General features: G+C 53.2%; 18 protein-coding genes. 6 read left to right on the top strand and 12 right to left on the bottom strand.

The genetic code is table 11. The annotated features are described in order from the left end of the window. Window positions 1-63: 63 nt before the first annotated feature. The 5 genes from KGP21_RS10015 to KGP21_RS09995 form a co-directional block, all read right to left on the bottom strand. Window positions 64-597, bottom strand: a complete 534-nt coding sequence (locus KGP21_RS10015) for an AAA family ATPase (RefSeq protein WP_094982948.1) — start codon at window positions 595-597, stop codon at window positions 64-66. A gap of 66 nt (window positions 598-663) precedes the next feature. Continuing rightward, window positions 664-1,626 (bottom strand): aminoimidazole riboside kinase, encoded by a 963-nt coding sequence (locus tag KGP21_RS10010; protein ID WP_218519631.1) that lies wholly within the window; start codon window positions 1,624-1,626, stop codon window positions 664-666. Between the two features lie 23 nt (window positions 1,627-1,649). Further along, entirely contained in the window at window positions 1,650-3,017 is a 1,368-nt protein-coding gene (locus KGP21_RS10005; protein WP_037375082.1) for a carbohydrate porin, read from the bottom strand. Between the two features lie 180 nt (window positions 3,018-3,197). Next, entirely contained in the window at window positions 3,198-4,631 is a 1,434-nt protein-coding gene (locus KGP21_RS10000; protein ID WP_223538034.1) for a glycoside hydrolase family 32 protein, read from the bottom strand. An 18-nt stretch (window positions 4,632-4,649) separates the two neighbouring features. Continuing rightward, window positions 4,650-5,891 carry an MFS transporter gene (locus KGP21_RS09995; protein ID WP_037375204.1) on the bottom strand — a complete coding sequence of 414 codons (1,242 nt, stop codon included), beginning with the start codon at window positions 5,889-5,891 and terminating at the stop codon, window positions 4,650-4,652. 245 nt (window positions 5,892-6,136) lie between these two features. Here KGP21_RS09995 and KGP21_RS09990 point away from each other — a divergent pair, with 245 nt between their 5' ends. The 6 genes from KGP21_RS09990 to glnQ all read left to right on the top strand — a co-directional run bounded on the left by KGP21_RS09990 (window position 6,137) and on the right by glnQ (window position 11,007). Next, window positions 6,137-7,144, top strand: a complete 1,008-nt coding sequence (locus KGP21_RS09990) for a LacI family DNA-binding transcriptional regulator (protein ID WP_209555298.1) — start codon at window positions 6,137-6,139, stop codon at window positions 7,142-7,144. A 365-nt stretch (window positions 7,145-7,509) separates the two neighbouring features. After that, the gene (gene dps, locus KGP21_RS09985) at window positions 7,510-8,013 is read left to right on the top strand and encodes a DNA starvation/stationary phase protection protein Dps (RefSeq protein WP_021180512.1); all 504 of its coding nucleotides are present in this window, start codon (window positions 7,510-7,512) and stop codon (window positions 8,011-8,013) included. Window positions 8,014-8,167: 154 nt separating this feature from the next. Continuing rightward, a complete protein-coding gene (locus KGP21_RS09980) occupies window positions 8,168-8,434 on the top strand; it encodes a DksA/TraR family C4-type zinc finger protein (protein WP_021805127.1) in 267 nt (88 codons plus the stop codon). Window positions 8,435-8,771: 337 nt separating this feature from the next. Further along, window positions 8,772-9,515: a glutamine ABC transporter substrate-binding protein GlnH gene (glnH, locus tag KGP21_RS09975; protein WP_021805128.1), complete on the top strand. Its 744-nt coding sequence runs from the start codon at window positions 8,772-8,774 to the stop codon at window positions 9,513-9,515. 113 nt (window positions 9,516-9,628) lie between these two features. Next, entirely contained in the window at window positions 9,629-10,288 is a 660-nt protein-coding gene (gene glnP / locus KGP21_RS09970; protein WP_021805129.1) for a glutamine ABC transporter permease GlnP, read from the top strand. Next, on the top strand, window positions 10,285-11,007 hold the full coding sequence (gene glnQ / locus KGP21_RS09965; RefSeq protein WP_021180508.1) for a glutamine ABC transporter ATP-binding protein GlnQ: 723 nt from the start codon (window positions 10,285-10,287) through the stop codon (window positions 11,005-11,007). Before glnP ends, glnQ begins: the two co-directional genes overlap by 4 nt. Before the next feature lie 34 nt (window positions 11,008-11,041). Here glnQ and KGP21_RS09960 read toward each other — a convergent pair whose 3' ends face one another. From KGP21_RS09960 to KGP21_RS09930, 7 genes are all read right to left on the bottom strand, one after another. Continuing rightward, window positions 11,042-11,272, bottom strand: a complete 231-nt coding sequence (locus KGP21_RS09960) for a hypothetical protein (protein ID WP_021805130.1) — start codon at window positions 11,270-11,272, stop codon at window positions 11,042-11,044. Then, window positions 11,247-11,780, bottom strand: a complete 534-nt coding sequence (locus KGP21_RS09955; RefSeq protein WP_037375085.1) for a hypothetical protein — start codon at window positions 11,778-11,780, stop codon at window positions 11,247-11,249. Before KGP21_RS09955 ends, KGP21_RS09960 begins: the two co-directional genes overlap by 26 nt. Window positions 11,781-11,996: 216 nt before the next feature. Continuing rightward, window positions 11,997-13,301 (bottom strand): PAS domain-containing methyl-accepting chemotaxis protein, encoded by a 1,305-nt coding sequence (locus KGP21_RS09950; protein WP_059200263.1) that lies wholly within the window; start codon window positions 13,299-13,301, stop codon window positions 11,997-11,999. A 283-nt stretch (window positions 13,302-13,584) separates the two neighbouring features. After that, a complete protein-coding gene (gene rlmF / locus KGP21_RS09945; RefSeq protein WP_175415611.1) occupies window positions 13,585-14,550 on the bottom strand; it encodes a 23S rRNA (adenine(1618)-N(6))-methyltransferase RlmF in 966 nt (321 codons plus the stop codon). A gap of 93 nt (window positions 14,551-14,643) precedes the next feature. Continuing rightward, window positions 14,644-15,663, bottom strand: coding sequence for a glycosyl hydrolase family 8 (locus KGP21_RS09940; protein WP_371824851.1), 1,020 nt, complete (start codon window positions 15,661-15,663; stop codon window positions 14,644-14,646). Window positions 15,664-15,665: 2 nt separating this feature from the next. After that, on the bottom strand, window positions 15,666-16,151 hold the full coding sequence (gene bcsD, locus KGP21_RS09935; protein WP_021180504.1) for a cellulose biosynthesis protein BcsD: 486 nt from the start codon (window positions 16,149-16,151) through the stop codon (window positions 15,666-15,668). Window positions 16,152-16,153: 2 nt separating this feature from the next. Then, the gene (locus tag KGP21_RS09930; protein WP_223538033.1) at window positions 16,154-20,131 is read right to left on the bottom strand and encodes a cellulose biosynthesis protein BcsC; all 3,978 of its coding nucleotides are present in this window, start codon (window positions 20,129-20,131) and stop codon (window positions 16,154-16,156) included. Window positions 20,132-20,141: the final 10 nt, after the last annotated feature.

Genomic DNA, 20,141 nt, shown 5'->3' with positions numbered 1-20,141 from the left:
AAGTTCAGCTTAGACCGAGTTCCATACCTAGTGAACATAAAAAGCTGAATCGAATAAAGCTCCCTAGCAGAGGCTAGCCAGAAAAGCCGCGGTTTCCGCCGGAGAGCGCAGTTGGATAAAACGAATATGGCGATTGGCGGCATCCTGCTGCTCTGCCAGATACTTTATACGATTCTTGCGGTAGGTTTTGAGGGTCCACAGGATGATCGACTCACGGCTAAAGAAAGACCGGCGAAAGCTCTCGCAATTGCCAGTATCGGGCCATAGCTCAGTCTGGTGCCAAGCCCGCACCGCTGCGCGGCGAACCGCCTGCCACAGCGTGCGACAGAGTCCGTAGTCAACCCAGACAACCCAATCAACGTCCCGCCATTTCACGGCTTTGGTCCGGGTATAGTTGCCATCCAATACCCACCCCGCAGGGGCTGATACCAACGCCTGTTCGACCAGATGCAAAAACTCGTCATCCGAGGCACCTTGCCAGTTTGGCCGCCAGTAAAGCTTATCCATCTCGATATAAGGTACGGCTAGCTTTTGCGCCAATTGGCGGGCAACGGTGCTTTTACCGCTGCCGCTGGTGCCCACCACGTTAATTTTCATGCTTTCCGACGATATCCATTTTAACTGACTTATAGACATCTTATATTACAATAGGTCTGCTGCATTTCACTCAAGAAGGTTTATAGAATTAACCTTAAATGTCAGTCTACGTTCAGATCCAATAAAACGTTTAACCCCCTCCGCATCGGGTAATGCTGACAAAGCTCCTTTTTGTGTCGTCGCCAGCGCGCCACAGGCGCTGGCTTGCGTCAGGGCTAATTTTAATTGTTCAAAATCAAGCAAACCATTTCCAAGAGAGATATTTGCCAATAGCCCAGCGATAAAGGCATCTCCTGCCCCCGTCGTATCTAAACTGTTCACCTTGTACGAGTCTACGTGTATGACCAAGTCTTGCCATAAGACAATAGCCCCTTGGATACCACAGGTGACAATTTTGAGGCTAGAAGGAAATCTCTTTAGTATTTCCAACGCTTTTTCATCATGAGTAGTACCGGTTATCCAGTATAATTCTTCTTCTGAAAGTTTTAAAATATCGGACTGATTAGCAAATTGCGTTACCGTTGCCAGCATCTCCTGTGGGTTTTCCCACATTGTCTCCCGCAGGTTGACATCAAAGCTCAACATGCCACCGCGTTGCTTTATTAAGCTCATCGCCTTGACCAAGGTCTCCCGGCTCTGCTTGGCAACCAGAGCCAACGAACAAAAGTGCAATATATCATCCTCAAAATCGGGTAGATTTTTAGAGGATAAAAACTGGTCGGCAGAAGGATTTACCAGAAATGTAAAACTGCGATCGCCATCATCCCCCAGCGCTACCAGCACGGTACTGGTATGATAGTGCTCATCAAATTGTATATACTGCGTTGCGACTCCCTCTGAATAGAGAGTTTGCTGGAGAAAGTGGCCAAATGGGTCATCACCGACTCTGCCAATAAAACCACAATCACATCCCAAACGAGCTGCACCCACAGCAACATTTAACGGCGCACCACCAGCACAAGCTTTATATTGCCTATCTGGCTGAGGTAATAAGTCGATTACCGCATCGCCAATTGTCCACAGTTTCATAGTGTTTCCTTAACCACCCAATTTTAGAATAAATATTTGAAGCGCACCCTCATGCCATAGCGCATATCGGTGTCACCTGGATTTATCGTCGAAGCATCCAGCCAGGAAGCATAAGCCCCTAGGTAGGTATTAAAGTTTGGCATATCCATAATATTCGGCAGTTGCCAGGAGGTATGAATGGTGTGAATATCGTAGTTTCCCGGTGCCAGGATCGCGCAATCGCTGTCACAGTCAGCATTCACACTGTTCATATTGAAACGGTCGATTTTGTTATGCGCGTAGATATAGCCCAGCTCAACGCGATGCCATAGCGCATTGATACCGGCGCTGAAGTTCTTTTCATCCGTCGCATCAAGATATGCGGTGCTCAGGTTCACCACCGCCCCGTTCTGCGTATCGGTTTTCAGCGTATTCCAGCTCATGGTCATACCGTAGCCGGTACGCCTGGACTGGTCGACCCAAATGCCCTGCTGATTCTGATAGCCGTAGGCATTATTAACGAGGTTGCTCTCCAGCGCTGCAGCCACCGACCACTCGCCGGATTGCCACGCGGCAACAGGGCGCACGTAAACCACGTTTTTACGGCTATCCAGCGCGTTGCCGTGATAGTTCTGGTCGACAAACAGCGAACTGCCGTCCTCCACCAGCGTATTCACTTCAAAATACCAGTTATCAAGTGTTTTACTGAGCAGGAAGTTGCCGCCGCTGCTGCTGCGCCCGCGCCCCTCTTTCATCATGTAAATGTAACCGTAGCCGTCGGAATACAGGTCATTGGCCGTATTACCAGAATATTCAATAAAGGTATCCTGATTAAGCGGAAACATATCAAAGGCCTCAAAACGACCCATTTTAATCTTCCAGTCATCTTGCTGGCCGAAGAAAAATGCCGCATCATCAAGATTCATTTTGCCATTCATATCCGCCAGCGGCTGTACGCTGAAACCGGCATATTTCCCATTCGACCCTTTACGTAATCCATCAAAGCCAAGCAATATACGCCCGTTAATATCCCAGCGTTCTTTATCGCCTGGCGCCCAGTTTTTATTAGCGCTGGTTTTCAACGAGGTCAGGCTGCCGGTACGGCTAGCGCCATCCATATTAAACTCAACGTCACCATAGAATTTTAATTCGCCATAGTCATTAAGCCGTAATGCCGGTTCGGTCGGCGTCGCGCTGGCCACCGTTACCGGTTTGTCCTGCCGTTTCAGCGCACGAATCTCCGTCTCCGCACGGACGGCCCGCTGCTCGGTCTCTTTCAGTCGCTGTTCCAGGTGCGCCAAACGCTCCTCGATAGATAGCGGTGCTTGAGCGTTCGCGCAAGCGCTTGCTAAAAACGTGAGCAAACAGCCGACCCGGACTTTTTTTACCTGTAAACCATCATTATTTTTCATCGTTAATCCATTATTATTTAATTTATATTTATGGGTGAAACTCGATGATGAAGACAATAATTATCCACCCGCTATGACAAACGGGTTGTTAACACATTTAAATCTATGCTTTAAATCGTTCGGGATGCGGTACCCGCATGCGCAATACTTTATTTACCACATCCCTGACATATAAATAGATTATTCGAGCTGCCAGGCCCCCGCATCTGATAGGGAGGCCGAACCGCTCCAGGCAAATAGCATTAGCTCACGGCGCGCAGCGTCCGGGTAAATACGACTGCTGAGGCACGCTTCGCCATCATTAGCAAAAACTTCCACGGAGGAGCTATCAAAGAACAACCGCAGTTTCAGCGATGCTCCGGCTGTCAACGGTACGCTACGTACCCCGCAAAGGCCATACTGCGGATAACTGCGCTCCAGAACCAGACGCTGCATCTGCGCATCGACATAAACGCGCAGCCCCTCGCCGAAGCTGATGCCATACTGTTCTGCGCTGCTGTTAGCACAATCCCAGTTTAGGATCACCTCCATCGCTTCGCAGTTTTCTACCATCGTGGTCTGCTGATTTTTCAACGTACTCACTGGCCATGGGAACCATGCGCCGCGCAGACCTTCTACCTCTTTGGCCGGACGCATTTGCAGACGGTTATCTGCGCCGAGGCTCAGTTCTCGCGGAAGAGAGAGCATTCCCGCCCAGCCATCTTGCTGTTCGGGCAACGGCGATTCCCACATATCCAGCCAGCCGATAACGATGCGGCGGCCATCGGGAGTCAGGAAGCTTTGCGGTGCATAAAAATCGTGGCCGTGGTCGAGTTCAATAAACTCGCTTTTGCGAACAAACGGCTGCCCCGGCTGCCATTCACCGAGCAGATAGCCGCTCTGGAACAGATTACGGTTGTTGAAACCTCCAGCCGCCATCCCCTGAGGAGAAAACATCAGGATGCGTTTATCCCCGAGGGTGAAGAAATCTGGGCACTCCCACATATAGCCCATCTCTTTTTCCGCCTCATCAAGGACATCTGCATCGTGCCACTGATGCAGGTCGTCCGAACGGTACAGGCGCACCTGGCCGGTCTCGCCATCGCGAGCGCCGACTATCATGTACCAGCTATCCCCTTCACGCCACACCTTAGGATCGCGGAAATGGTGCAGACCCGGCGGAGTATCTACCACGATCCCCTGACGCTCAAAGCAGACCCCGTCGCGGCTAGTCGCAAGACACTGCACCTGATAAAGGTTAGCCTCATCGCTGGTGTCGCCATGGAATTTATGCCCGGTATAAATCAACGCCAGAGTATCGCCATCAACAACCGCCGAGCCAGAGAAGCAGCCGTCTTTATCTTCCGGGCCTTCCGGAGCCAACGCGACCGGCAGGTGCTCCCAATGAACCAGATCTTTACTGCGCGCATGGCCCCAGTGCATCGGCCCCCACTGCGTGGAATACGGATGATGCTGGTAAAAAGCGTGATACCAACCGTCAAACCAGACCAGACCGTTAGGATCGTTAATCCAGCCCGCGCGCGCGGCAAGGTGGTAGCGCGGATACCAACGCAAGTTCAGCGTTTCACGTTTAGCCTGCAGTTCCTGTTCAGCCTTGGATATTGAATACGTCATAGTCTTTACTCTTTTCAATCATATAGCGGAAGGTTGCGACATCAGAGGATCTGAAGATAACTTACTGGAGCGCAACAGGAAGATGGAGATAAAGGTGGTGCAGAACACCAGTAGTCCCATAATCAGATAGGACTGGGCAAAGCCGTATTTTTCGTAGCTATAGCCTGCCAGCGGCGACAGTACCGAGGCGATAACCGAGCTGGTGCAGGCGAACCCCACCAGATAGAGGGTGGCAGACAGGCGTTTGTCGAAATTCAAGCTGTTGTATTTAAAGATAGCGACCAGCAGAATCGGCAGTTCTACCGCGTGCAACAGTTTAGTGATGGAAATCAGCAGCGGCCCTTCGACCAGCCCGGAGGCCACCATACGCAACGCCATCACCATCCCGGCGAAAATCAGGCCATTTTTCGCACCGATGCGGTTAACCAACCACGGGGCGCAGAACATCCCGGCGGCTTCGAGGAATACCTGGAACGAGTTGAGGTAACCGTACATGGCATTGCCTTCCTGCAACGTGGCGAATTGTGAAGAGAAGTAAACCGGGAACTGCTGATCGTAAACGCCGTAAATACAGGTACCGATGACGAAAAACACCAGCGCCCAGAAGCGGGGTAGCGTCAGCAGACGCAGCACGTCATCCAGCTTCACTTTGCCACCGGACACCGCCTCCTGCATCGCGTGCGGTGCAGAAGAGACCCGCAACCGCGCAAGCAGGATAAAGAACACCAGTCCGGCACAGCTGGAGACTGCGAAGTTTAGTTTCGGGTTGATGTTAAACAGAAGTCCTGCGAAGAAGGTCGCTACCGCCCAACCCAGCGATCCCCACATCCGCGCCTTACCGAATTCGAACTGGCTCTGGCGCGCCACGCGTTCGGTATACGATTCCAGCACGCCGATACCGCCGTTAAAGGTTATGCCGATATAAATCCCACCGAAGAGACTTCCGAGCAATATATTGATTTGTAACAGATAACTAAACAATAAATAGGCTGGTCCGGAAAGGATTAACAACCCGGTAAGGGTCCAGAGCAGGTTTTTACGCAGGCCGAGTTTATCCTGGATAAAGCCGTAGCAGATTTGCGCCAATAGCGCGGAGACGGACAACACCGCGTAGATAATACCGGTATCTCCCGCTTTCAGCCCCACTTCCTGGTGCAACCAGATCGAGAGCAAAGAGCCAGTTGAGGACCAGGACACGAAAAAGAAAAACAGTAATGCACTGAGTAGTGGGTAGCTATGAGAGTGATGCGCTTTCATTATGGCATTCTCGTATTGGAATAATGCTCGCATGGTAACGTTAACAAGTAAAAAACCGCTTGTCGTTTTGCTGAGATTCATGATGTTAATCACAAAAGTTAACGTTAACATCAAAAAAATGAGATCATGATCAAAAATCACTCGCTACGGTTCTTTTAATTTCTACGACAGAATAGCCGCTGAACCTTTTACATCAGCAACGTCGTCGTATAGCCTGTTGCCTGAAGGTAATGACGGGAGTAATAGATATGGCTTCTCTTAAGGATGTGGCGAAACTGGCCAATGTGTCGCTCATGACGGTTTCGCGCGCGCTCAATAGCCCAGAAAGGCTAAAGCCTGAGACCCTGGCACGCGTGCAGGTCGCCATCAAGGAGACCAATTACGTTCCGGACCTGTCAGCGAAAAAAATACGCGGCGCCCATGCCACGCCGAATACTATCGGGGTGCTGGCCCTCGATACTGTGACCACGCCATTCTCGGTGGAAATCACTCTGTCTATCGAAGAGACCGCCCGGGCGTATGGCTGGAACAGTTTCGTGGTAAATATGTTCTCTGACGATAACCCAGATACCATTGTCGACCTTCTGCTTTCACACCGGCCAGACGGCATCATCTACACCACCATGGGGCTACGTCAGGTGCCACTGCCGACCAAACTACTCACCCTCCCGTGCGTGCTGGCCAACTGTGAAAGTTTGCACGATCCCGTAGCCAGCTATATTCCGGACGACGAACAAGGCCAGTTTGAGGCGGTGCAGGCTCTGCTCGCAGCAGGTAATCGTCAACCACTCTGCCTGCATCTGCCACAACACCATCTTGCCACCTTGCGCCGCCGTCAGGGATTGGAGCGCGCCTGCCGGCAAGCAGGTATCAACCCTGACACTCTCATGCATGTCTATATGGAGCATGGCGATGAGCACTACCTTGATATCCCGGCCATTGTGCTAGCACATATCAAACAGGGTAATCCGATGTTCGACTCGGTCATTTGCGGCAACGATCGTATCGCCTTTATGGTCTATCAGACGCTACTGGCGCAGGGCCTGCGCATCCCGCAAGATGTGTCGGTCGTGGGTTACGACAATATGGTTGGCATTGGCGAGCTATTCTTACCGCCGCTCTCGACGGTACAACTGCCGCATTACGAAATAGGTCGCCATGCTGCGCTGCATATTATCCAGGGCAAGACGCAGACCGATACGGTCAAAATACCCGCGCCCTTACTCAACAGAGACTCGATCCATTGCAACCTGTGATGGTACAAAAAAGAGTTACGGCGAACACCCTGAGGATAATTGGCTATCAATATGAATTAATGGGAAAATAATCCCTATTTCGACGTTCAGAAACACCCTGCAATAATTGCGCATTGAAATATCCCTTCAATCGGTGTCTATTATTAGTGGGGGATCTCAACCGTTACCCTCTAAAAGCTTAAAAAACGTTTATTATCAATATCTCACGAATCGCCAAATATGTCATACGCCTTTCTGATGAAAATATCCAGCAGTTATCACCTATTTATTTAATCGCCCTTTTCGTCCTGCAAAATAAATTTAAGCTGCTATAATTTCTCCCGTAACAAAATAGGATTACACCCATCAAGAAGAGGATATCTATTATGAGTACCGCTAAACTGGTGAAAACGAAATCTTCTGACCTGTTGTACACACGCAATGATGTGGATGAGAAAACCAAGCAGGCCGCCATCAAGGCGCTGAACCATCAGGTTGTGCAGTTTATCGATCTGTCGTTGATCACCAAGCAGGCGCATTGGAACATGCGTGGTGCCAATTTTATTGCCGTGCATGAAATGCTCGACGGCTTCCGCACCGCCATCACCGACCATCAGGATACTTTTGCAGAACGTGTCGTACAGCTCGGTGGCGTTGCGCTGGGTACGGTACAGGTGGTGAATGACAAAACCCCGCTGAAAAGCTATCCGACCAATATTCACAGCGTGCAAGATCACCTGAAAGCGCTGGCCGATCGTTATGCAGCCGTCGCCAACGACATCCGCCAAGCCATCACGGAAGTTCCGGATGAAGACACCGCAGACATGTTCACCGCCGCATCGCGCGATCTGGACAAATTCCTGTGGTTTATCGAATCCAACATCGAATAAAACCAGCCATCCTGGCGCGAAACAACAGGTTGTGGGCCTTGCCCCAGCCTGTTTTTTTATCTGCAAGCCGAGTTGTATAAAAAACAGGCTGGATTACACTGATGATGATCCAATCAGGATTGCAAGCATTCACAGGTTCAATAGTGAGGTGGGCATGGCAGGCGGATGGACAGCGGACGGCGCGGTGCAGGATCAAATCGACTCAACGGTAGATGATGCCGTACAACGTGCTCGCCAGGCGCTCGGCCACGGCGAAAGCGAACACTATTGCCAGGAATGTGGCACAGAGATCCCCGAAGCCCGACGTCTGGCGCTGCAAGGAGTGCGCTACTGCGTTAACTGCCAGGCGGAAATGGATAAAAAACAGGCTGCCAGCAGCCTGTTCAATCGCCGGGGCAGCAAAGACAGCCAGCTGCGTTAACCCTACTTCCCTTCAAAACACGCCTGTTTGCACCAAATGAAATCGAACTATGGCTATAAAGTTAGAGTTAGTTATCATTATTGATCGATAATTGTTAATTATCGGTTGTTTACCGGCTATTGTTTAGTTGATGATAGCTCAATTGCACCACCAAGGTCTCACTGCACCATTTTGGTGCCCGCAAGTGGTGCATAAAAATTATAATTGGCTATCCAAACCCAACATCATAACGCAACCCCTTGTTTTTATAATGATTGCAAACTTGGCACGATTCTTCCATAGCACAAAATGCAACATAAAAAATGGGTAATCCGCAACCTGTACAGGAATTCCTCTCATGAAGTCTATTTTTAAAGTTTCCCTGGCCGCACTTTCCCTGGCCTTTGCCGTTAGCTCTCACGCAGCAGACAAGCTGGTTGTCGCCACGGACACCGCTTTCGTGCCGTTTGAATTCAAACAAGGTGACCAATACGTCGGTTTCGATATCGACTTGTGGGCGGCGATTGCCAAAGAGCTGAAGCTGGATTACACCCTGAAGCCAATGGACTTTAGCGGCATTATTCCTGCGCTGCAGACCAAGAACGTCGATCTGGCGCTGGCCGGTATCACCATTACCGACGAACGCAAAAAAGCGATCGACTTCTCCGATGGCTACTACAAAAGCGGCCTGTTGGTGATGGTCAACGCTAACAACGACAGCGTGAAAGGCATCCAGGATCTGGACGGCAAAGTGGTGGCAGTGAAGAGCGGCACCGGCTCGGTGGATTACGCCAAGCAGCACATCAAAACCAAAGATCTGCGTCAGTTCCCGAACATCGACAACGCCTATATGGAACTGGGCACCAAGCGTGCTGACGCCGTGCTGCACGATACGCCAAACATCCTGTACTTCATCAAGACCGCGGGGGCTGGCAAGTTCAAAACCGTTGGCGACTCCCTGGAAGCCCAGCAGTACGGCATCGCCTTCCCGAAAGGCAGCGACGAGCTGCGTGAAAAGGTGAACGCCGCACTGAAAACGCTGCGCGACAACGGGACTTACAACGAAATCTACAAAAAATGGTTTGGTACCGAACCTAAGTAACTGATGAAGTTAATAAGCCAGTAAGTTATTAATTGAGCACAGGGGAGGTGTACCCGCCCCCTGTGCTTTGTTGTTATTGATCCCCTTGCTTGGGATCACCGGGAGATAACATTATGCAATTCGACTGGAGCGCCATTTGGCCCGCCATCCCAATTTTGTTAGAAGGCGCCAAGATGACCCTGTGGATTTCGGTCCTCGGTCTGATTGGCGGCCTGATCATCGGCCTGGTTGCCGGTTTCGCCCGCACCTATGGCGGCTGGATCGCCAACCATGTGGCACTGGTATTCATTGAAGTGATCCGCGGTACGCCGATTGTGGTACAGGTGATGTTTATCTACTTCGCCCTGCCCATGGCCTTTAGCGATTTCCGCATCGATCCTTTCACCGCCGCCGTGGTCACCATCATGATCAACTCGGGCGCCTACATTGCGGAAATTACCCGTGGCGCGGTATTGTCGATCCACAGCGGTTTCCGAGAGGCCGGCCTGGCGCTGGGGCTGTCACGCCGCGAGACCATCCGCTATGTGATCATGCCGCTGGCACTGCGCCGCATGCTGCCGCCACTGGGTAACCAGTGGATCATCAGCATCAAGGATACTTCGCTGTTCATCGTGATCGGTGTAGCGGAACTGACCCGTCAGGGGCAGGAAATTATTGCCGGTAACTTCCGCGCGCTGGAAATCTGGAGCGCCGTTGCGGTGGTGTACCTGATTATTACCCTGATGCTTAGCTTCGTGCTGCGTCGTCTGGAAAGAAGGATGAAAATCCTGTGATTGAATTTAGAAACGTCTCCAAGCACTTTGGCCCGACCCAGGTGCTGCACAATATCGATCTGCATATCAAACAGGGTGAAGTGGTGGTGATCATCGGGCCTTCTGGCTCCGGTAAATCAACCCTGCTGCGCTGCATCAACAAGCTGGAAGAGATCACCAGCGGTGAACTGGTGGTCGACGGCCTGAGGGTGAACGATCCGAAGGTGGACGACCGCCTGATCCGCCAGGAAGCCGGTATGGTGTTCCAACAGTTCTACCTGTTCCCGCACCTGACGGCGCTGGAAAACGTGGCCTTTGGCCCAATCCGCGTACGCGGTTTGAAAAAGGCCGATGCCGAAAAGCTGGCACACACGCTGTTAGCCAAGGTTGGGTTGGCCGAGCGTTCTCACCACTACCCTTCCGAGCTTTCGGGTGGGCAGCAACAACGTGTAGCTATTGCCCGGGCGTTGGCGGTGAAGCCTAAAATGATGCTGTTCGATGAGCCAACCTCGGCGCTCGATCCGGAATTGCGTCACGAAGTGCTGAAGGTCATGCAGGATCTGGCCGAAGAAGGCATGACGATGGTGATCGTGACTCACGAAGTCGGCTTCGCTGAAAAGGTGGCCTCACGCCTGATCTTTATCGACAAAGGCCGGATTGCCGAAGATGGCAACCCTCATGACCTGATCAACAACCCGCCAAGCCCACGCCTGCGTGAGTTCTTGCAGCACGTTTCCTGAAGCGATAATAATAAGCCCCGCAAGGGGCTTTTTATTATGCTATTGGGTATTTAGTTTTCTTTGGTCTGGCTCCAAAGATTGACGGGCGAATTACCTTCATGCCGGCGCCAAACACATAGCGGCCATTAATGAACTTCACCTCACCAGTCTCCAGCTTATCTTTCAAACCCTGAGCCGCTGCCGCTTGGAGACGCATGCCCATCTCAAAGGAGAGAGATTCTGCCGAGATAGTGTGCGGTTTAGTAACTTTGAGTAGTAACGACATAACCTCTTCCTCCTGTTGCAACGTCGCTAAAAGCTTCCCATCCCTGTAACCTGCCGAATAACCGACTTTTGGGTTTACCACCAAGGCCAAGAAGCCCATTATAAATGTCAGCCAGATCGGTTTGCCTCAAATATTGGGGATCGTTGGCTGCAGAGAAGACATAAGTTCCTGCGTGACAAAGAGTATAATGGTCATAAATTATACTTGCAACGTTGAGTAGGACTTTGCCGCCTAGCAAACCCGTATGCTGCACATGTTGAAAACCCTTAAAGTCCATAATGGTAGGTTCAATTTCGTCGAATACCACTGCCCATACCCCGTTGCTTGAAAAACGAAAGTTCGGATAAACAGAAAGAATATCGATACCCTTGCTATTCAGATCATGCATCGTAAGAATTTCTTCAAATCCAACGGCATAGGGAACACCACCCACATCAAATAAGCGGTAAACCATCCCGGTGCCAAACGGGTCGCTAAAAGGCGACTGCCACCGAACTCCTTGATTCATAGATCCTCTCCCTGAGCGCGAATAGATGACATATTCAAGCAAATCAAACCACCAGGCACCACCAAATAGCAATGCCTAGTCGTACTCAGATAGGGATCTGTGGAGCGGTATCGCACACTGGCACTTCACATATTGACGAGTGTATTTCCTCAACTATAAGTTTAGGATTTAAAAAGTCGCCCCTATAACAACGTCCATCACCGCAAGTTCAAAACCTCAGTGGATCACATCGCTCTGTTTGACCGAGGTAAACGCCTGCATCAGCTTGACCACGTCCTGCATACCCACATTGACCTGATTGATTATCTCCCCGGCATCCTTGGCTAGCGCCACGCCCCCTCCCGCCTGTTCCACGCAGGTCACCATCTTGTTGATTGCCGCCGTTACCCCTTGCTGAATGGTTTTGGTGACTTGCTCAATCTCGCTGGCCGCTTTACGGGACTGTTCGGCCAAGGTACGTACCTCATTAGCCACTACGGAGAAACCGCGCCCATGCTCGCCCGCATGCGCCGCTTCGATCGAGGCGTTAATCGCCAGTAGATTGGTCTGGGCGGCAATTTTGCGGATCGCCTCAACCATATTGCCAATCTGTTGCGAACAGCGCCCCAAGTCGCTGACTACGCCCGAAGTCTGCCGTGCGGCCATCTCCACCTGCTGCATCCCCTGCACCGCCTGCTGCACAATGATCGCCCCTTGGGCAGCGGTTTTATCGGTCCCCATGGAGAGATGATGGACATTGCGCACCATTTCCTCTTCATGCTGCTGTTGGAAAGTCTGGCGGGTAATGTCCTGGGCGATTTTCACCACCTTTAATACCCGCCCTTCATTGTCGATGATTGGGTTATAGCTGGCCTCAAGCCATACCCGTTCTCCACGCCGGTTGAGGCGTTCGAAACGCCCGGTCAAAAACTCCCCCTGGGCCAACCGTTGCCAGTGCTGATGATACTCGTCAGAGTCGGCGAACTCTGGCGTACAAAGTATGCTGTGCGCCTGGCCGCGTGCTTCTTCCAGCCGATAGCCCATCAGATCGAGCATATTGTCGTTGGCATCCAGGATAATGCCGGTTGGCGAGAAGGTGATCATCGCCATTGAGCGATTCAACGCCGCTAACAGACTCTGATGCTCCTGAGCCTGAGTAATACGGCGGGTCACCTCGCTGGCAATCTTGATGATCTCCACCACCTCACCGTGCTTATTTAACACCGGGGTATAGGTTCCCTGCAGCCAGACTACTTCACCATCCTTGCGAATACGCCTGATATTATCGGTAATAGCTTCGCCGCTATTTAACTTTTGCCAATGTCGCTGATAGGCCGGGCTGGCGACATAGCGTTGATCGCAGAAAATACGATGATGCTGACCAATCACTTCCTGGCGCTCAAACCCCATCGTTTGCAAGAACAGATCGTTGGCACGTATTACGGTGCCGTCGGGTTTAAATACGATCATCGCTACCGCGTCTTCAATGGCTGCCAATTCAGCATGCCACGGGCTATTTGACTGACGGAGGTTTAAAAACATCGGGTAAATCCTTCTGGCAGATGGAGTTAACGGCAAGCACTCTCTATTTTTCTGCATTTCTTGCTCGCCTGTAAGCGCGCTATCGCCCTGAACATTGCGCACGACAATGCTCCAGATTAACTGGATAAAAACGGTTATTAAGCTATGTAATGATTGTTTTTTTAACTAATGAACAGCGTGGGAATTTATTAACAGTATTGAGGATAACGCAAGCCAGACGGAATGAAAGGAACTACAGAATAAATAGTCGTTGCCGGCTCGATCGCCGGCAACGGTCGGGCAATTACTGCCAGCGTTCTGCCGCCCAGGCGGCTTGCTGCTCGGCATCAAAGAAGGTCCAGGCCACAAAACGGCTAATCTTCTGCCCCTGTGCCATTTCGATGGTGCGCACCTCAGCGGCCCCGGCCTGCTTGAGCGCATAATAAATGGCAGGCAGCGTGGTGTTTTTCGAGATCAGCGAGGTGAACCACAGGCAGTTCTTCGCTTTGCCGACGCTCTCTTCCACCATCTTGCGCACAAAGGCCTCTTCGCCCCCTTCGCACCACAGCTCATTGTTCTTGCCACCGAAGTTCTGCACCGGCTTTTCTGCCACCGCCCCTTTGCCCAACTTATGCAACTTGAGGCGGGTACTGGCGCGCGCTTCCTGCTCGGAACCATGGAACGGCGGGTTACACAAGGTGGCATCAAAGCGCTCGGCAACGCCGATAATGCCGTTGAAGATACAGTCCTGCTGTTTCTGCTGGCGCAGACGCACGGTATTTTTTAACGTCGGGTTCATGGCCACGATCATCTTGGCAGCCCCCAGCGAGACCGGATCGGTCTCCGAGCCGGTAAAGCGCCAGCCATATTCGCGCTGGCCGATGATTGGATAAATACAGTTGGCTCCCACGCCGATATCCAGGATCGCCACGCCTTTGCCACGTGGGATCTCGCCGCCGTTGCTGGTCGCCAGCAGATCGGCCAGGTGATGCAGATAATCGGCACGCCCCGGGATCGGCGGGCAGAGATAGTCGGCCGGGATATCCCAATGTTCGATGCCATAAAAGTGCATCAGCAAGGCGCGGTTGAGCATTTTCACCGCGGCAGGATCGGCGAAATCCACCGAGATATCGCCCCAGGCGTTGGGCTTCACAAAGGGTTCCAACCCCGGACAGGTGGCGATCAGGGTAGGGAAATCATAGCGTGAGCGATGGCGATTGCGCGGATGCAGGCCGCTTTTCTGCTGCGGGAAACTTTTCTTTTTTTCCACCGTGACGGGCTCTCTGAAAGGGTTTTCTGGCGCGTAAGATAGCATAAAGCCCGGCGAGGCGCTTGCCGCTGAGGTGAAAAGCGCCAAGTTACACTAGAGTTGGCTGCGCTGTGCCCAGTAGGCCAGCAGGTGCAGGCTGGCAGAATAGTAATCCTCATCAGGTGCCAGGCGATCTTTTAGCGGCCCCCGATCCCCCACCGTCAGATCCCTGACCGCCCTCATCCCCTGACTTTGATTATAGTCGGAGCGCTGGCCGCTCAGCACATCCAGCCAGGCTGGTGTCGCCCGGCGATCAAAGCCGCGCCAAAAGCTGGCAAACGGACTCAGTGACAGGCTGTCAGCCTTGTCCCAATAGAGATAGAGCGGAACCCGCACCGCATCAAAACCAAATCTCGGCGCCCAGTCGCTGGCAGGAGCCATTTGCCCATTGGCCTGAAGCGTAACCCAGTCGCTGGGCAGATGCTGTTTGCCAAAGCGCATTCTGCTGACCATCGTCATGCTATCGTCGATGAGCTTTTTCCACGCTGGCAAATGGCTTTCCTGGTAAAACGCGTGCCAGGCAGGAAAGACAAAATAGGAAGGGTTAACGATCACCGAACCGTTTTGCCTGAAACCGTTGGCACCAGGTAACATCACCCGATATCCGGCATAGTCGATCACGGTATGTTTGAGCAGGGCTTGCTGTATCTGCGCCGAGGAGGTCAAGTAGGCAGGCACATTCCAGCGTTTCCCCGCCTTCAACAAAGCCCAGGCGATTAAGATATCGCCATCGGTGGCATTATTTTTATCGGCTATCGGCACCGCTTTCCCCGGCTCATAGCGCCAGGAAAACAGGCCGATATCCTGGCGATACAGGGTGTTACGGGTCCATTGCCAGAGGTTGTCAAACGCGGGGCGGTCGTCATTGTAAACCGCCAGCAGCATGGCGAACCCTTGCCCCTCGGTATGGCTGACGTTGTTATTGCCGGTATCGACAATCCGCCCGTCAGCTAATAGAAAACGCTGTTTGTATTGTACCCAACCGCTGTCGGTAGCCTGCGCACCAAGGGAAAACACCAACCCCAGCCAAAGCAGGAGTACGTGGAGCCTACCAAACCTGCTTTTCGTCATCATGTTTACCTGCGTTGCTCGTTTCTGTAGCAAAAGACCAGGGTGTTATCCTTGGCCGGGCTGTGCCAGCGTAGGGAAACATGCGGTTCTCCGCCCTGAGCCAGCAGCCAGGCGTCATAGGCCCCCTCAAGCACCGTGGCAAAAGAGAGTGCCCAGACGTCCTCGTTGGCCGGATCGGCACTGTGCGGGTAGGCATAATGAGTCAGGATCATCTGTTCGCCATTCGCCTCAATCTGCACCCTGCCCCAGTCAAACTGACGTAGTAAGGCATTGAGAGCATCCTCCAACTCTCCCACCGTTTCCGCCTCAGGTAATGGCAGCTTCTTCGCCAGGTTGCTCCCCATCAAACGCAGAAAATCGCGGCTATCCGCAGCATCAGCAGAAGCCAGGATGCCGGAGAACACCACTTCGATCAGATCCTGCCAACCCGCCTTAAACTGACGCTGGCGATAATAATCAAGCTCATACCAGGTAGTGTTAATATCTTGCATGGTTATTTTCCATCTAACAGATATTTAAAATAGAGCAAAGCCGTGCTCTCGGAATAGCTGCCGAAAGTGTCATAACCCAACTGCCCCCCAACCAACACGCTTGGCGTGACCTTATAGGTTCCCCCCGCCTTCAGGCTGTAACCAATGCCACTCTTGTCCTCGCTGGCATATCTGGCCTCTTTGCCGTACCCCTGGCTGACCAGGCTTTCCAGTTGAGACTGGAGATTCGGATCGTTCGGGTAGTACAGGCTTTCCTGATTGTTATAGGTCTGATAACCGACGTTGCCGCTCAGCATATAGGTGAAGTTATTCTGCTTTTTGGTGTACTCCACCGGCAGCGAGATGCTGAGATAGTCCTGCGGGCTGAAGTAACCCCCTTGGCCATAGCTGAAATAGCTGAGGTTTTTGTCAAAATCCATATAGTTGACGTTAACGCCCACCTTCAGCTCGCTATCATCATCCTTATAAGGGCGGATGTAGGCTCCAAGGATGCCGGTCACGCTATGGTTATCTGCCACGTTATCACCCACGTAGCTGTAATATCCCGCGCCACCGTAAGCTCCGAGTACGCCATCATCGTATCCAAGATTTACGCCGCCGCCGTTCTTGGTCACCGCCCCCCATTTCTTGCCGGTGATGGTATCTTCGGTCCCGACATAGGAGAGCAGGCTATCTTTTACCGCGCGGCGTTCAAGCGTCATATCCAGCGTTGAGTGCTCGGTCAGCTTGGGTGACCATTTCACGCCACCCACCACCGAACTGATGCCGCTGCCCATTGGCGTACTGCCCACGTCCAGCTTATAGCTGTCGCCGCTTAACGCTAACGCCAGTTCAACCCCGGTATCTTGCTGCTGTCCCGGTGAGTCGGCATAGATATCGTTAGGGCCAAAGGTTTTCGGCTGCGTCACCAGGCCCGCCAGCGTCTGCCTTTCGTTAAAGGCCTGATCCTGCGCCACCGTGGCGGCGGCGCACTCTGGCGAAGTGGCGTCAATAGAACACAGGCTATCGCGGGTGGCATGCAGTTGCTGATAGCGCAGATCGGCGGCCTGTGCGGCAGCAATCGAGTTCTGTGAGGCAATGACGGAGGCCTGAGTTGCGGCCTCGATAGCCCTGGCCTGTTGCAGCGCCCCGGTACCAAAACGGCTGTTGGCGCTGTCGGATGGCGTCCCGGATTTCAGCATCACCGGCGTCACATCAACACTGAGCCTGCCATTATCGAACGGCATGCCTGACAGAGTGATCGGGCTTCTCACTTCCGTGATATTACTCAGGCCATTTTCACCACTGCTGTTATCGCGCAGAGAAATGTTTCCCTGAACCCAGGTGGCAGTCTTGTCCTGCACCTCGTCCATCAACTTATCAATCTGCTGCAAGGTAGGATTTTTCACCACCGCCGCAGGAGCACTAGTGTAACCCGGGGCAGCAACCTGCCAAGGCAGCACCTCACCGTAAGCCGAGGAGGAGGTATTCACGCTCGACGATACCGTGCTCTGCGAGGCAAACGGGTTATCCGCCAGCCGCAAACCGCCAATCACTGCCGGCCCCCCGCCTGGACCATTGACCCGGTTTTTCGCCTCGCGCAGAAACACCATCGCCTGTGGATAGTTGCCGTCCGCTTGAGCAACGCGCGCCGCCAGCAGCAACTGATCCGGCGTTTTAAGCGCAGGCAAGCCGCGCAGCAACTGTTTGGCCCGATCGACATCGCCTTCGGACAATGCGACCCCAACGGCACCTTCGCGCGCGCCCTGGTTCAGACTGTCACGGCTGAGCAGGTAGTTGTAAACCTGCCCGGCCTCTTTGTTCATATTGCCAGACTGATAGAGTCGCCCCATCGCCAGCATGATATCGGTATTTTGCGGGTCGTTTTGCAGCGCGCCGATCAGCTTGTCATACGCGGCGCTGTACTGCCCCTGCAAACGCAGTTTATCCGCCTCATTGATCACGCTGCCGTTGCGCAGTTGGCCAATCTCGCGGGTTGAACTGCGCGCCCGCAGCGCCGGGTTATTCAGCCAGGCATCGGCCTCCTGGCTTAACCCAGCCTGATTGAGCACCGCGATCTGGGCCGCGTAATCGCCCGCATTCCCTTTAACCCCCAGGCGCATGTTGTCACGCACCAGTTGGACCGCCGTTGAGGTATCCCCCACCGTCATCAAATCTTTTGCCAGTTCCCCAAGGGCTGCGGGTTCAGTCGGCGGCTTCTGCGCCAGCTGCCGCAAGATGGCCGCTGCGCTGGTGGTATTGCCCTGGCGAAGATAACTTTCTGCACTGGCCCGCTGCTGGTTGGCCGATGCAGTGGCCGCCAGAGCCCGCATGCTGCTGTTCTGCCTCCCTTGCGGGATACGCGCCATCAGGGTGGAAACGTTCAGCCAGTCGTTACGTTCTGAGGCAAACAGCGCTGCCGCGTACAGGCTGTCTGGCGAAGCGCCAACCTGCATCAGCGGGGAGATCAAGGTTTGCGCCTGCAACTCTTGCCCCTGTTTGTTCAGGATGCGTGCCATATCCAGCCGCACCCAAACGTTCGATGGCTGCTTTTCCAGCGCCTGTTGCAGGATCATCATCGCTCGCTGCGGATCGCCATTCTGCATGGCAACCTCGGCCTGCCTGCGCTGAGGATCGACATTCACTCCCGCCACTGCCTGCGAGACTTTAGGCCGTTGATCGGCTGGAATAGTTTGCAGTATCTGCGCAGCTTCCGGACCTTTGTCACGCTGTTGCTGCAACAGATAATACAGCCCCAGCCTGGCATCATTATTCTGCGGATTTTGCGTCAGCAAGCCGCGATACATCTGCTCAGACGCTGTGAAATCCCCTTTCTTGCGAGCCAGGTCGGCCCGGAACAGCGTCGCCGCATTGCCCTTATCCCCGGTGGCTCGGCTCAAGGGCGCACTGATCGCCAAGGCTTCATCCAATTGCCCTGCGTTGGCAGCCTGCTTGGCTTTATCCAATGTCGCATAAAACGCCGCTTCCTGAGCCAAGGCTCCCCACTGCGCACTCTGTGGGCCGCCCTGTTTTGCCGCCTGGGTGAGGTAGTTTTCTGCCTGCGCGAAGTCTCCGCTGCGCATCGCCGTAAATCCCATCCCGGCCAAAGCATCCGCATCATTCGGGTTGCTCGCCAGGATAGCGGCAAACTGATCCTTGGCGCCGCCCAGATCCCCTTTATTCAGTTCGGAGAACCCAACGCCTTTGGCCGAACCGGCAATAGTCTGCTGATAATAGCCAGCCACGGCCTTGTCCTCCGGGTGCCGTTGCTGATAGGCATCATACAGCGGCTTGTCTGCCGGCAGCGGAGCCAGCCACAGCAGCGCCTGTTTCAACGCCTGGTCCGCTTCATTATTGTTCGGGGCCATCGCTGCCAACATATCGATCCCCTCACGGCGGGTCGATTCCTGATAGGTCAGCACCTTGCCCAGTACCACGCGAGTTTGCGAGTCATTAGGTTGAATAGTTAGCCGCTGCTTGAGGCCATCAATCGCCTCCTGCCTGCCAGCGGGTGACCCCGCCAAGGTGAGGTAATACTCGTTGGCGAGGTTATCGATTGGTGTCTTGCCGTTGAACACCGCCTGATAGGCCGCAGTTGCCTGGGCAAACTCCCCCTTGGCCGCCAACTGCCGAGCCTGCGCTAACAGATTCTTGGAGACCGACGGAGCGGCTTCGGTGTTACTCAACGCCTGGAGACGGGGATCGTTGGGCGCAACTGCACTCAGTTTTTTGCGCCAGATTTCGGCTTTGGCCTTATCCCCGCCCTGCATGGCATACAGGGATAGCAGATACATTGCCTCGGCGTTGTTCTCGTCGATCAACAGGATTTTCTGCAACGCTCCCTGAGCCAGTTCGTCATGCGATTTGTCATGCCAGTAAGCCGCCTGTTGAAACAGGGCTTTCAGCGCCGGGTTATTGTCATCCGCCAGCGCCGACACCGAAAAAATCGTCAGCCCGGCCAGGGAGACCCAATACAGTTTCTTTTTCAGCAATAGGTTCATTGGCGGCTCC

Origin of the sequence: Serratia sp. JSRIV004 (genome assembly GCF_019968705.1) — a bacterium.
Classification (GTDB): Bacteria; Pseudomonadota; Gammaproteobacteria; order Enterobacterales; family Enterobacteriaceae; genus Chania; species Chania fonticola_B.
This window is presented reverse-complemented; position numbering and strand designations above follow the sequence as displayed.